The sequence below is a fragment of the Pseudomonas sp. TMW22091 genome (assembly GCF_022496705.1).
Lineage (GTDB): Bacteria > Pseudomonadota > Gammaproteobacteria > Pseudomonadales > Pseudomonadaceae > Aquipseudomonas > Aquipseudomonas saxonica.
In genome coordinates this window covers 323,612-335,812 of sequence record NZ_SCFI01000004.1, presented here as the reverse complement: position 1 = coordinate 335,812, position 12,201 = coordinate 323,612, and the positions used below count along the sequence as shown (strand labels likewise).

Genomic DNA, 12,201 nt, shown 5'->3' with positions numbered 1-12,201 from the left:
GAAATTATGAGCTTGAATCCTAGAGACGTGGTGATTGTCGACTTCGGTCGCACCCCGATGGGCCGCTCCAAGGGTGGCATGCACCGCAACACCCGTGCTGAAGACATGTCTGCGCACCTGATCAGCAAAGTGCTGGAGCGCAATAACAAGGTCGACCCTAAAGAAGTCGAAGATGTGATCTGGGGCTGTGTGAACCAGACCCTGGAGCAGGGCTGGAACATCGCGCGCATGGCGTCATTGATGACCCAGATCCCGCACACCTCGGCTGCGCAAACCGTAAGCCGCCTGTGTGGCTCGTCGATGAGCGCTTTGCACACAGCTGCGCAAGCGATCATGACCGGCAACGGTGACGTTTTCGTCGTAGGCGGCGTCGAGCATATGGGTCACGTGAGCATGATGCACGGCGTTGATCCTAACCCGCACATGTCGCTGTATGCGGCCAAAGCCTCGGGCATGATGGGCCTGACCGCTGAAATGCTGGGCAAGATGCATGGCATTACCCGCGAACAACAGGATGCCTTCGGCGTGCGTTCTCATCAGTTGGCCCATAAGGCAACGATTGAAGGCAAGTTCAAAGACGAAATCATCCCGATGCAAGGGTATGACGAAAACGGTTTCCTGAAAGTCTTCGACTATGATGAAACCATTCGTCCGGAAACTACCCTTGAAAGTCTGGCTGCGTTGAAGCCGGCGTTCAACCCCAAGGGCGGCACCGTGACAGCGGGCACCTCGTCGCAGATTACCGATGGTGCTTCGTGCATGATCGTGATGTCTGCTCAGCGTGCTAAAGATCTGGGTCTTGAGCCGCTGGCCGTGATTCGTTCGATGGCGGTGGCTGGTGTGGATCCAGCTATCATGGGCTATGGTCCTGTACCGGCTACGCAAAAAGCATTGAAGCGTGCGGGCTTGAATATGGCCGATATCGACTTCATTGAACTTAACGAAGCCTTCGCTGCACAGGCACTGCCAGTGCTGAAAGATTTGAAAGTGCTCGACAAGATGGATGAGAAGGTTAACCTGCACGGCGGTGCCATCGCTCTGGGTCATCCATTTGGATGCTCAGGTGCACGTATCTCCGGCACCTTGCTCAATGTAATGAAGCAAAATGGCGGCACTTTCGGGTTGTCCACCATGTGCATTGGTCTTGGCCAGGGCATTGCCACCGTCTTCGAACGCGTATAACGCGTTGCGTTGATGGAAGCCGGGGCCATGTGCCCCGGTTTTGTTTTTTAAGCGTTTTAAATTTTTTTCTTTGAGGGGGCGCAATATGTCGGTACAACTTGGGCTCTATCAGCACTACAAAGGTCCGCATTACCGGGTGTTCAATGTGGCGCGTCACTCTGAAACCGAAGAGCAGGTCGTTTTTTATCAAGCCCTGCATGGTGAGTTCGGGTATTGGGTACGCCCGTTGAGCATGTTTCTTGAAACAGTGGAGTTTGAGGGCAAAACAGTCCCGCGCTTCGCCCTTGTTCAGGAAGAACCGAGTATTTTCCCCAAGGCTAAAGACGCAGTCGCGTAGCACCCTGCGCTTGACCTCACCTTGTAGCCACTATATATAGCGGTGCCGCGTCAGGCGCGAACCGCCTTTCACTTCTAGAATTCAGGAATTTTCTGATCCATGGGCAAATCGCTGGTCATTGTGGAATCCCCGGCTAAGGCCAAGACCATCAACAAGTACTTGGGCAACGAGTACGTGGTGAAGTCGAGTATCGGCCATATCCGAGACCTGCCCACCAGCGGTTCGGCTAGCGCCAGTAAAGAACCTGCTGCCAAGCGTGGTAAGGCCGCGGCCGGCGAAGCGCCAGCCCTGTCGCCTAAAGAGAAGGCTCAAAAGCAGCTGATCTCGCGCATGGGTGTCGATCCCGAACACGGCTGGAAAGCCAAGTACGAGATCCTTCCCGGCAAGGAAAAGGTGATTGAAGAGCTGCGCCGGCTCGCCAAGGATGCAGACACCATCTATCTCGCAACCGACTTGGATCGCGAAGGGGAAGCCATTGCCTGGCACCTGCGCGAAGCCATTGGTGGTGATGACAGCCGTTACAAGCGGGTGGTGTTTAACGAAATCACCAAGAAGGCGATTCAAGAAGCTTTCTCCAAGCCGGGTGAGCTGGACATCAACCGTGTCAACGCCCAGCAAGCGCGTCGTTTTCTCGATCGCGTAGTGGGCTACATGGTGTCGCCACTGCTGTGGGCGAAAATCGCCCGTGGCCTGTCGGCAGGCCGTGTGCAATCGGTGGCGGTCAAGCTGGTGGTTGAGCGTGAGCGTGAAATCCGCGCCTTCAACCCTGAAGAATACTGGGAAATCCATGCAGACCTCGGCACCGCCAAGGGTGCAAAAGTGCGCTTCGACGTCGCCCGTGAAAAAGGCGAGGCATTCAAGCCTCTGAATGAAGCCCAAGCCATGGCGGCGCTGGAGAAGCTAAAGGCTTCCAGCTACAGCATCGTCAAGCGTGAAGATAAGCCCACCAGCAGCAAGCCTTCGGCACCGTTTATTACGTCCACCCTGCAACAGGCTGCGAGTAATCGCCTGGGCTTCGGGGTGAAGAAGACCATGATGATGGCTCAGCGTCTGTATGAAGCGGGCTACATCACGTATATGCGTACTGACTCCACCAACCTCTCGGCTGATGCGCTGGAAATGGCGCGTTCGTACATTGAAGGTGAATTCGGCGCGGACTACCTGCCGCCAGCACCTAACGTATACAGCAGCAAGGAAGGCGCACAAGAGGCTCACGAAGCGATTCGGCCTTCGGATGTGAATATGCATCCAAGCAAGCTGTCGGGCATGGAGCGCGACGCTGAGCGCCTTTATGAGCTGATCTGGCGCCAGTTCGTAGCGTGCCAGATGCTGCCGGCCAAATACCTGTCGACCACGGTCACCGTGGCAGCCGGAGACTTTGAGCTGCGCGCCAAGGGTCGCATCCTCAAATTTGACGGTTACACCCGTGTCATGCCGCAAATTGCCAAGCCGGGCGACGATGATGTTCTGCCTGACATGGCTCAGGGCGACAAGCTGAAACTGATCGAGCTGGATCCGAGCCAGCATTTCACCAAGCCACCTGCACGGTACTCCGAAGCCAGCCTGGTGAAAGAGATGGAAAAACGCGGGATTGGTCGTCCGTCGACCTATGCCGCGATTATTGGCACCATTCAGGACCGTGGCTACGTGGCGTTGCATAACCGCCGCTTCTACTCCGAAAAAATGGGCGACATCGTCACTGAGCGTTTGTCTGAAAGCTTCTCTAATCTGATGGACTACGGCTTTACGGCCGGTATGGAAGAGAACCTCGACGACGTGGCTCACGGCGAGCGCGACTGGAAAAACGTACTGGACGAGTTCTACGGCGACTTCAAAAAGAAACTCGAAGTCGCAGCGGCGCCTGAAGGCGGCATGCGTGCCAACCAGCCGGTCATGACCGATATTCCGTGCAAGGAATGCGGTCGTCCCATGCAGATTCGTACGGCCTCGACGGGTGTTTTCCTTGGGTGCTCGGGCTACAGCTTGCCGCCCAAAGAGCGCTGCAAGGCCACCGTCAATCTGGTGCCGGGCGATGAGATTGCCGCCGATGACGAAGGCGAGTCCGAATCGCTGGTGTTGTTGGGTAAGCACCGTTGCCCGATTTGCAGCACGGCCATGGATGCTTACTTGCTGGATGAGAAGCACAAGCTTCATATCTGCGGTAACAACCCGGACTGCGTAGGCTACGAAATCGAAGAAGGTAACTACCGCATCAAGGGGTACGAAGGGCCGAGCCTGGAGTGCGACAAATGCGGAAGCGAGATGCAGCTTAAAACCGGGCGTTTCGGCAAGTTCTTTGGTTGCACCAACCCTGAGTGTAAAAACACCCGCAAACTGCTGAAGAGTGGTGAGGCGGCGCCGCCGAAAATGGACCCGGTGAAAATGCCGGAGCTCAAGTGCGAGAAGGTCAACGACACGTATATCTTGCGTGACGGTGCCTCTGGCTTGTTCCTGGCGGCCAGTCAGTTCCCGAAAAACCGTGAGACGCGTGCGCCGTTGGTGATCGAGATTGTTCCGCACAAGGACGAGATTGATCCCAAGTACCACTTCCTGTGTGAAGCGCCGAAGAAAGACCCTGATGGTCGTCCCGCAGTGATTCGCTACAGCCGCAAAACCAAAGAGCAGTACGTACAGACAGAAGTAGACGGCAAGCCTACGGGCTGGCGCGCGTTCTACGATGGCAATAGCTGGAAGGTCGAAGACAAGCGTAAAGACAAAGACGCTTGATCTGAGCTGACCGCTGAATAAAAAACCGCGCAAGGGCTGCATGCCTTGCGCGGTTTTTTTGTGATCTGCGGGTTTACGATTGCTGCGCGACCGGACGCAGCCTGCGGCAGCTGCTACGCAGGGCTATCAGCAAATGCTTGCTCCCATGGCCTGTAATCCCTGAGACTGCATGACTGCCTTTACCCCTTTCGTTGTGGAGCGCCCGCATGGCTCATGAACTCTATACCCGTACCAATCAGAAAATCTATTTCGCAGGTCTGGCGCTTGAAGCCATGAAGAAGGCGGGTGAAGGCCGGGCCATGAATGCACAGGCATTGCTGCAAGCTGAGCGTGAGTCGGCTGTCTTTCATTTATACGGCGCTTTGTTGGGGCTGTGCCATGAAATTGCCGGGTTTTACCGGCTGTCTCAAGCCAATGCGCCACGGGTTGAGCTGTTGCTCACTCAGAATATGCTGGATGAAAAGGCGATTCCTGAGTTGGCTGAGCTAGTAGAGCTGGCGCGAGCGCCTCAGACCTGGCTGGCACAATTGGTGGCCACTCATGCTGCGTTGTATTTGCCGTTGCAGGCACCGAAAAAAATCAAGGTTGATGTGTTTCAGCCCTTGATCGCGGCGGTCAATCTTGAAGAGGAGACGTCGCCGCAATTGACTCAAGAAACCCTGGAAGAGTGGCGACAAAACCTGAAGGGGTTGGCCATTCGCTTTCGTGATGGCCTGAATGAGTGCTAAGGGGCGCGCATAAAACTGTACAGTCAGTCATCACTTTCTAATGATTCCTGTGTATATCCTGGAAAATTGTCAAAGGATGACTGATATAATCTCGCGCTTTCGTGGAGAACAACTTTTTATGCCAACGTCCTTTCTAGAAATTGTCGAATTGCCAGATGGCCGTATCGAACTGCGCCGGGCTGATGACGAAGGGTCTCTGGTGACGCTGGACTTCTCTGAAGATGCCAAGGCATTTCTTCAGGGGCAGCATGTAGAAGTGGCGAAAGCCATGCTGAGTGTAGGTGTGCAAATGGCCGGCCGTTTGGCTGAAGGCGAACTTGTGCAGGATGAAGGGCCACGCATTCTTCATTAAGCGCTCCGCACAGCTCTGAACCACGGCAAGGCTAATGCGTTCTGCATTGGCCCTATACCTAATGGTTGTATTGGCTATTTACCCCAAGCGAATATTCAGACTTTGCCCGTTGCCTGTGCGTGCTGCGCCGATCAACTGTTGGCGCGCGGCGCTGTTCAGTGGGTTGATCCAGCTCACTACGGTGTGACTGCGGCCCAGTCGAAGGGCTTCGCAGGTCAGTTGTAGCGCGCTTTTATTGCCGTTGGGTTGTAACAGCAAAATACGCTCTCGGTTGAGGCCCGCATCGCGCAGCCAGCTTTGGGTCAGGCTCGGCGGCGGCGCAATCAGGGTCAGCCAGCGTGCATGTTGCTGTTCGCTTAGTTCGCGCAGCATAGGCGCAAGCAGGTTCAGGCAGTTCTCGGCGGCACCGCGTAAAGACAGTTCGCTGAATACTTCAGGTTCTGCGCTCCAGGGTGTTTCAAGCACTTCTTTGATCGTGGTGGGCATGGGTTGCGCCATGAACACTTCGAACAGGGGTAGTTGTGCAGGCAGCGGTGTGTGCGGGAACTGCATGGCGCCTCCTAATTAGCGACGTATAACGCCTACGCTCAGGCCTTCGATTACCAGTTCCTGCTCTTTGAGATTCACTTCAATGGGCGCGAAATCGGGGTTTTCAGCGATAAGCCAGACTTTGCTGCCTTCTCGTTTGAAGCGTTTTACGGTCACTTCGTCGTCGATACGCGCCACGACAATCTGACCATTACGTGCCTCGCGGCAGGTATGCACGGCTAAAAGGTCGCCATCAAATATGCCGACGTCTTTCATGCTCATGCCCTGAACCCGCAGCAGGTAGTCCGCCCGAGGGTGGAAGAAAGTCGGGTTGATGTTGCAGGATTCTTCGACGTGTTCCTGGGCCAGGATCGGGGCGCCAGCAGCGACGCGACCAATGATGGGCAGTGTTGACTCGTCGGCCTTGGCCTCAAAGCCCGGGATGCGAATGCCGCGAGACGCGCCTGGGGTCATCTCGATGGCGCCCTTGCGGGCCAATGCCTTGAGGTGCTCTTCGGCGGCGTTCGGGGACTTGAAGCCCAGTTCCTGTGCGATCTCGGCACGGGTGGGCGGGTATCCGTTGTCATCCAGGCATCGCTTGATGAAAGCCAGGATCTCTGCTTGGCGTGGCGTCAGTTTTAACATGGTGATCGCTCTGTTTTTTTATACAGTGACTGGGATTATATACAGTGAAGGCCTATTGGCAATCATCCATTTCCTGTAGTCCGCTGGACGGTCGCCTATAGGCTGCGTGTGCAGGCATTTATGGTGTGAGGCTGGATGAGTGATGGCTGTGTTTAAATGCCAGACCGACCAGTCGTAAAGCGAACACGTTACCTTGACTTTTTACAAACTGAAACGTATGTTTCAAACACCTGTTTTAAGTGTTTTTCAGCCGGAGTAAACATGGCCCAGTCGGAAACCGTTGAACGTATCCTTGATGCTGCTGAGCAGTTGTTCGCGGAAAAAGGTTTTGCCGAAACTTCATTGCGGCTGATTACCAGCAAGGCCGGGGTTAACCTCGCAGCCGTCAATTATCATTTTGGTTCCAAGAAGGCGCTGATTCAGGCGGTATTTTCGCGTTTTCTGGGGCCGTTTTGCGCCAATCTGGATCGTGAGCTCGAGCGCCGTCAGGGCAAGCCTGAGCAGCGTCCCTCGCTCGAAGAACTGCTTGAAATGCTGGTAGAGCAGGCGCTGGTGATTCAACCGCGCAGCGGAAATGACCTGTCGATGTTCATGCGCTTGTTGGGGCTTGCGTTCAGTCAGAGCCAGGGTCACTTGCGGCGTTACCTGGAAGACATGTACGGCAAAGTGTTCCGTCGCTATATGTTGTTGGTTAATGAAGCCGCACCGCAGATCCCACCCATAGAATTGTTTTGGCGCGTGCATTTTATGCTTGGTGCGGCGGCATTCAGCATGTCCGGGATCAAGGCTTTGCGAGCGATTGCGGAAACCGATTTTGGCATCAATACCTCCATCGAGCAGGTGATGCGCCTTATGGTGCCCTTTCTGGCCGCAGGCATGCGCGCCGAAAGCGGTGTAGTTGACCCGGCAATGGCCAGCGCTCAAATGCGCCCGCGGACCAAAACCCCACAGGTTGCCCTTAAGGTTTGACCTGTGCGGGTGGGCGCGGCAGCTCAGTTCCGCTAAGCTAGCCGCCATGCCCAACCCTGACTTATTCCCGTTTGCTGATGTACCGCTGCAATCCTCGATTGCGGCGCGCATGGCTGTGTCCGCACGTTCGCGGCAGGTAATGAGCGCTCTCTTTATTTAAGGAATTTCCATGAGTTCAGCCCTGAAAGGCTCCTTGATGGTGGACGTGGCCGGTACTTGGCTGACGGCCGAAGACCGGCAACTGCTGCGCCAGCCTGAAGTGGGCGGGCTGATTATTTTTGCGCGCAACATCGAGCATCCCCGTCAGGTACGGGAGTTGAGTGCGTCGATTCGCGCCGTGCGCCCGGATCTGTTGCTGGCGGTGGATCAGGAAGGTGGCCGGGTACAACGTTTGCGTCAGGGTTTTGTAAGGCTGCCGGCGATGCGCGCCATTGCGGACAACCCGAATGCAGAGTACCTGGCCGAACAGTGTGGCTGGATCATGGCCACTGAAGTGTTGGCGGTGGGGCTGGACTTGAGCTTTGCGCCGGTACTGGACCTGGACTATCAGCGCAGTGCAGTGGTGGGCAGCCGCTCGTTCGAGGGGGATCCTGAGCGCGCTGCAACGTTGGCCGGGGCCTTTATTCGCGGCATGAATGACGCTGGCATGGCGGCTACAGGCAAGCATTTTCCGGGTCATGGCTGGGCAGAAGCCGACTCGCATGTGGCTATCCCGACGGACGAACGCAGCCTTGAAGACATTCGCGCCCATGATCTCGTGCCGTTTGCACGTCTGAGCAAGCAACTGGCGGCGGTCATGCCGGCCCATGTTATTTACCCGCAAGTTGACAGCCAGCCCGCCGGTTTCTCGCGCCGTTGGTTACAGGATATTTTGCGCGGCGAACTGCAATTTGACGGTGTGATTTTCAGTGATGATCTGTCGATGGCCGGCGCTCACGTCGTGGGCGATGCGGCCAGTCGTATCGAAGCGGCCTTGTCGGCAGGCTGCGACATGGGCTTGGTGTGCAACGATCGCGCTGCCGCCGAACTGGCACTCAGTGCTGCACAACGCTTGAAGGTTACGCCATCGCCACGCATTGCGCGCATGCGGGCCCAAGCCTGGGCCAGCACCGATTATCGCCAGAACCCGCGCTGGCAGGTGGCAATGGGCGCACTTAAAGATGCTCAACTAATTGATTAAGGGATCTGCCTCAATGACGGTTTACGCAATTATTGGCGGTACTGGGCTGACTCAGCTTGAAGGCCTGACCATCAGCCGCTCGCTGGCACTCGAAACGCCGTATGGCCCGACCTCTGCGGATATTCATATCGGTGAATTTGGCGGGCGCGAGGTGCTGTTTCTGGCGCGTCATGGGCATCCGCATCGCGTGCCGCCGCATGAGGTCAATTACCGCGCCAATCTGTGGGCGTTGAAGCAGGCGGGGGCCGATGCGATTCTGGCGGTAAATGCCGTGGGCGGTATTCATATGGCGATGGGCACAGGGCATTTTTGCGTGCCTCATCAGCTGATTGACTACACCAGTGGTCGTGAGCACACCTATTTTGCCGGTGATCTGGAGCAGGTGACCCACATCGATTTCAGCTACCCCTATACCGAATCTTTGCGAGAGCAATTGATTGCTGCACTGGCGGCCGAGGGATGCTCCTACAGCAGTCACGGCGTCTACGCGGCCACACAGGGGCCACGTCTTGAGACGGTGGCGGAAATTGCCCGCCTTGAGCGTGATGGCTGCGACATTGTTGGCATGACCGGTATGCCAGAAGCGGCGCTGGCTCGTGAGCTGGGGCTGGACTACGCGTGTCTGGCGCTGGTGGTCAACCCGGCCGCAGGCAAGTCGACGGCAATCATCACGATGGCCGAGATAGAGCAGGCGTTGCATGACGGCATGGGCAAGGTCAAGGCAACGCTGGCGCGGGTGTTGGCGGGTTGATTTGACCTTTTGAATTGGCGATGGCTGCGCCGCTGGACGTAGCCTCGCTCCGCTCTGCAACGGTTACGAAGTCAGCTGGGTTCAGCGTTTCTCGACCTTCGGCGGCAGCGGAGCAAACAGGGCTTCGATGTCGTCGTCGTGAAGCTTCCAGTCCCCGGCGGCTCGTCCGTCCAGCACGCCTGCCGCCAAATCCGACTTTTCCTGCTGCAAGTGCTGGATTTTCTCTTCCACAGTGCCGCGGGCGATCATCTTGTACACAAACACCGGTTTTTCCTGGCCGATTCGGTAGGCGCGGTCGGTCGCCTGATTTTCCGCCGCCGGGTTCCACCACGGGTCGTAATGGATCACGGTGTCGGCCTCGGTCAGGTTCAAGCCTACGCCACCCGCCTTCAGGCTGATCAGAAAGATCTGCAAGGTGCCGCTCTGGAACTCCTTCACCGGCGTGCGCCGGTCTCGGGTCTGGCCAGTGAGCAGGGCGTAGCGGATATTGCGTTTTTTCAGCTCAGCTTCGATCAGGCGAAGCATTGAGGTGAATTGTGAAAACAACAGGATGCGTCGACCTTCGGCAAAGAGTTCGTCGAGCATCTCCATCAAGCTGTCGAGCTTGCCCGAGGTGCTGCCTTTTTTCGGCGGTGTATCGCTGACCAGTCGCAGATCGCAGCACACCTGACGCAGTTTGAGCAGGGCTTCTAGAATGATGATCTGACTGCGCCCCAGCCCTTTGCGGGTGATTTCATCACGGACTTTTTTGTCCATCGCCAAACGCATGGTTTCGTATACGTCGCGCTGGGCTTCGTTGAGCTCGACCCAATGAATAATCTCGGTTTTGGGCGGCAGTTCGGTGGCGACCTGCTCTTTGGTGCGTCGCAACAGAAAGGGTTTGATTCGCGCATTGAGGTGCTGCAAGCGCTCGTCATTGCCGTGGCGTTCGATGGGCACCCGGTAGTTGCGGTTGAAGGCTTGCGCGTCACCCAGCCAGCCGGGCAGCAAGAAATGGAACAGCGACCACAGCTCGCCCAAGTGGTTTTCCAGCGGAGTACCACTCAGGCACAGACGTTGGCGCGCGGTCAGTTCACAGGCGGCTTGTGAGGCTTTGCTGCCGGGATTTTTGATGTACTGCGCTTCGTCGAGGATAAGGATGTGCAGAGGCAGTTTTGCCAGGTGCTCGATGTCCTTGGGCAGCAAAGCGTAGGTGGTCAGAATGAGGTCATAATCGTTCAGGTTCGCAAAGTGCTTTTTGCGGGTGGGGCCATACAGCGCCAGCACGTTGAGCTGCGGTGTGAAATGCGCCGCTTCGTCGAGCCAGTTGGGGATCAGGCTGGTGGGCATAATCACCATCGCGGGCCGATCAAGTCGCCCGGCGTTCTTTTCAGTAAGAATATGCGCCAGTGTTTGCAGGGTTTTACCCAGCCCCATGTCATCCGCAAGAATCCCGCCGACTTCCAGCTGGCGCAATGACTGCATCCAGCTCAGGCCTTCCAGTTGGTAGGGTCGCAGGGTGGCGTTGAGGCCTTCAGGGGCTGCGACGGTGAAGTCCTTGATGTCACGCAGGCGCTGAGCAAAACCGCGAATATGTTCGCCGCCTTCCCAGCGCAGAGGCAAGGCGTCCAGTGCATTGAGGCGCGGGGCATCGGCACTTTTGATGCGCAGTGCGGTTGCCCCCGGTTCGCCCAGGTAAAACTCATCGAGGGTGGCCAGCACGGGTTTAAGCCGCCCGTATGGCAGGGCCACTTGCAAGGGGCCGTGGTTACTGTTGGGCGTGGCCGGGATGTTCACCAGAATCAGTTCGTCATCTCGACGTTTGGCAAGTCTTTCGGGGCTGAGAATGTCGGTGTGCGAACGCATCAGGTTGAGCAGGATCGGCAGCAGGCTCAGGCGCTGGCCGTTGACGATGATGCCCAGTTCCAGATCAAACCAGTCGTGTTCCGGCGCTTCTTCGACGTTGGCGTACCATTCTTCGACGGGGCTGAGATCAAATCCGAAGTCTTCATCAACCAACAACTCCCAGCCCTGTTCGCGCAAGCCGGCCATATGGTTGAGGGTGAAGTTGAGCCACGCACTGTCATTGACCATTTCGAACAATTCGCCCGCACTTTCAGGCAGTGCTTTGCTCTGGCGTGTCGCAATTTTGAACCCCAGCTCACGCAGTTGCTCTCGGTAGGCGTTTTCTGCGTTGGGATGACGCTTGATGCGCAGCGTTTGATGCTCCTGACGAACCAGGACGTCTGTATTTTTTTGCCCGCTGACGTAATGCTCAAGGTAATTGAAAGACAAGGCGGCACGATGCTGGGTATAGCGCTGCATTTTGCCGTTACGCGGTTCAAAGGCGCTGAATTCGGCACTGGCGAGCCATAGGCGTGGCACGGGTTGCACGTCATCGATCAAGACTTCAGGCAGGTTGGCAGGTCGGCGTGAATCGAGTACGGCCTGGAGTTTTTCCAGAAGCTCGGCGTCCTGGGCAGCGGCAGGGTAGTTCAAGGTGTCTTCAATCTTCAGTAATACAGCAGCGGTATGCTTGCAGTTAACGCGAACAGGGCACGTACAGTGCGCGCTGACCAAGAGCAGAGTACCTTTGGCCGACTCGCGCAGTTGAATGGTCTGGCGATAAGTGTTGTCACTTGAGCCTTGGCAACTGGCTGTGATCAGGCTGTTGCCGACCTGGGCAATTCTGACACGGTTTTCCAGAGCGTAGCGACGGCCACGCTCCAGGCTTTGTTCTTTGAAGCGGCTGACCCACGTCGGTGCGAGCGGTTTGGTCAGCCGGGGTGTCGTGCTCAAGGTCATGGCTGTGTCATTCAATAG

Annotated in this window: 11 protein-coding genes; 8 read left to right on the top strand and 3 right to left on the bottom strand. The window is 56.6% G+C overall.

Annotation, left to right across the window (positions count from 1 at the left end; genetic code table 11):
* Positions 1-6: 6 nt before the first annotated feature.
* The 5 genes from fadA (at position 7) to EQV93_RS10475 (ending at position 5,326) form a co-directional block, all read left to right on the top strand.
* On the top strand, positions 7-1,182 hold the full coding sequence (fadA, locus tag EQV93_RS10495; protein ID WP_122784042.1) for an acetyl-CoA C-acyltransferase FadA: 1,176 nt from the start codon (positions 7-9) through the stop codon (positions 1,180-1,182).
* Between the two features lie 85 nt (positions 1,183-1,267).
* A complete protein-coding gene (locus EQV93_RS10490) occupies positions 1,268-1,519 on the top strand; it encodes a DUF1653 domain-containing protein (protein WP_122784043.1) in 252 nt (83 codons plus the stop codon).
* A 99-nt stretch (positions 1,520-1,618) separates the two neighbouring features.
* The gene (topA, locus tag EQV93_RS10485; RefSeq protein ID WP_240891517.1) at positions 1,619-4,246 is read left to right on the top strand and encodes a type I DNA topoisomerase; all 2,628 of its coding nucleotides are present in this window, start codon (positions 1,619-1,621) and stop codon (positions 4,244-4,246) included.
* Positions 4,247-4,452: 206 nt separating this feature from the next.
* Positions 4,453-4,974 carry a DUF6586 family protein gene (locus EQV93_RS10480; protein ID WP_240891516.1) on the top strand — a complete coding sequence of 174 codons (522 nt, stop codon included), beginning with the start codon at positions 4,453-4,455 and terminating at the stop codon, positions 4,972-4,974.
* A gap of 118 nt (positions 4,975-5,092) precedes the next feature.
* Positions 5,093-5,326 carry a hypothetical protein gene (locus tag EQV93_RS10475; RefSeq protein WP_122784046.1) on the top strand — a complete coding sequence of 78 codons (234 nt, stop codon included), beginning with the start codon at positions 5,093-5,095 and terminating at the stop codon, positions 5,324-5,326.
* Positions 5,327-5,404: 78 nt separating this feature from the next.
* On the opposite strand, the gene sulA is transcribed toward EQV93_RS10475, so the two are convergent.
* The gene (gene sulA / locus EQV93_RS10470; protein ID WP_122784047.1) at positions 5,405-5,878 is read right to left on the bottom strand and encodes an SOS-induced cell division inhibitor SulA; all 474 of its coding nucleotides are present in this window, start codon (positions 5,876-5,878) and stop codon (positions 5,405-5,407) included.
* 12 nt (positions 5,879-5,890) lie between these two features.
* Positions 5,891-6,499, bottom strand: coding sequence for a transcriptional repressor LexA (lexA, locus tag EQV93_RS10465; protein ID WP_029611310.1), 609 nt, complete (start codon positions 6,497-6,499; stop codon positions 5,891-5,893).
* 261 nt (positions 6,500-6,760) lie between these two features.
* Between lexA and EQV93_RS10460 the strand changes: the two genes are divergently transcribed.
* The 3 genes from EQV93_RS10460 to EQV93_RS10450 all read left to right on the top strand — a co-directional run bounded on the left by EQV93_RS10460 (position 6,761) and on the right by EQV93_RS10450 (position 9,399).
* On the top strand, positions 6,761-7,468 hold the full coding sequence (locus EQV93_RS10460) for a TetR/AcrR family transcriptional regulator (RefSeq protein ID WP_240891515.1): 708 nt from the start codon (positions 6,761-6,763) through the stop codon (positions 7,466-7,468).
* 169 nt (positions 7,469-7,637) lie between these two features.
* Positions 7,638-8,648, top strand: coding sequence for a beta-N-acetylhexosaminidase (gene nagZ / locus EQV93_RS10455; RefSeq protein WP_122784049.1), 1,011 nt, complete (start codon positions 7,638-7,640; stop codon positions 8,646-8,648).
* A 13-nt stretch (positions 8,649-8,661) separates the two neighbouring features.
* Positions 8,662-9,399 (top strand): S-methyl-5'-thioinosine phosphorylase, encoded by a 738-nt coding sequence (locus tag EQV93_RS10450; protein ID WP_122784050.1) that lies wholly within the window; start codon positions 8,662-8,664, stop codon positions 9,397-9,399.
* 81 nt (positions 9,400-9,480) lie between these two features.
* On the opposite strand, the gene EQV93_RS10445 is transcribed toward EQV93_RS10450, so the two are convergent.
* On the bottom strand, positions 9,481-12,183 hold the full coding sequence (locus EQV93_RS10445) for a DEAD/DEAH box helicase (protein WP_240891514.1): 2,703 nt from the start codon (positions 12,181-12,183) through the stop codon (positions 9,481-9,483).
* Between the last annotated feature and the right edge of the window lie 18 nt (positions 12,184-12,201).